Genomic DNA, 1,495 nt, shown 5'->3' on the forward strand with positions numbered 1-1,495 from the left:
TACAAGAGTAGGTAGGTGCCAAAGTGGACGCGGGGTCCTAGCGTCCTCCTGTTCCTCTGCCGATCATCGAGCCAGAAGCGAACAGCGAGAAGGTCATACGGACAAAACCGACGTGCGGAATCAGGGTGGCTGCGCATGTCACCTCGATGACGAGCTCCGGCGTTCCGATTTGGGCGCCGAAGAAGGCGACGAATGGCGGGGCGCGTGCCTACGGAAAATCAATCAGGCAAGGAGCAGTCTATGGAACGTCAACCGGTTGACGCGGTCACGGCGATCGATCGGCTTGCAGATTCGGATCCGGAGAGAGTTGCGCTGAGGCACGGCGCAGACGAACTCACATATGAGGCGCTACGATCAAGATCGGATGCCCTTGCAAGGACCTTACGAGAGCAGGGTGCTCGCGGCGCGGTTGTCGGCTATTGGGGAGGGCGGGACCTCGACTGGGCGACGGCGGTCATCGCAATTTTGAAAGCTGGATCAACGTACCTACCGCTCGATCCATCGCTGCCGGCTTCCCGTACATCATTCATGATCGAGCAGAGCCGCTGCGCTTTGTTGATGGGCCGAGACCGGCCGGATTCGCTCAGCCTATTCCAGAAGAGCAGCAAAGCAGCTCCGCAATTCGTAGCTATAGAGGCGGCACTGCGCCGGGTGCAGACCTCGTCTGTTGTGCCATCCCCGAACGCGGATGGACTTGCCTATATTCTGTTTACGTCTGGTTCGACGGGCCAGCCTAAGGGCGCAATGATCGAGCGCGACGGCCTAAACAATCATTTGGCGGCAAAGATCGATGCCCTAAGTCTCACTCGGACGGATTGCGTCGCGCAAACGGCATCGCACTGCTTTGACATCTCGCTTTGGCAGCTTCTTTCTGGGCTTTGCGTCGGAGCCTCTACATCAATCATCGATGATTCGACACTGAGATCGCCCTCATCGCTCCTTCAAGCAATTCAACGATGCGGCGCTACGATCGTCCAACTCGTTCCGTCGATGCTGGCAGTGTTTGTTGAATATCTGCAATCGCTTGCCGCGGCAGAGCGAGCCATGGACGGCTTGCGGATTATTTCTACGGTCGGAGAACCTCTAACGCCCGGATTGGCGCGTGCGTGGCTGGCCTTGTATCCCCGCGTTTCCATTCTCAATCATTACGGGCCGACCGAGTGCGCCGACGGCGTGACGCATCATCTGGTTTCCGTTCCGCCTGCGCTGGCTGAGCCTTATGTGCCGATCGGCAGGCCAATTCAAAACGTTGAGGTTTATGTCGCGGACGGACCACGACTCTGCAGTGTAGGAGAAGTCGGCGAAATCTGTGTTAGCGGCGTCGGTGTCGCTGCCGGTTACGTCAATGACCATGTCCGCACCAAGGATGCGTTTGGGCCGAACCCGTTCTCAAACGACCTATCTTTCCGGCGCCTATATCGGACAGGTGATCTTGGGCGCGTTCGTTCCGACGGGCTTCTGGAATGTCTCGGTCGACGGGATCGTCAGGTTAAAA

At 58.0% G+C, this 1,495-nt stretch carries 1 protein-coding gene; it reads left to right on the forward strand.

Annotated features, from left to right (window positions below; translation table 11 throughout):
• Positions 1–240 precede the first annotated feature (240 nt).
• The coding region (locus I6F20_RS37500) for an amino acid adenylation domain-containing protein (RefSeq protein ID WP_225131578.1) at positions 241–1,495 on the forward strand (1,255 nt) is incomplete at its 3' end.

The organism is Bradyrhizobium sp. IC3123 (genome assembly GCF_020193625.1).
Lineage (GTDB): Bacteria > Pseudomonadota > Alphaproteobacteria > Rhizobiales > Xanthobacteraceae > Bradyrhizobium > Bradyrhizobium yuanmingense.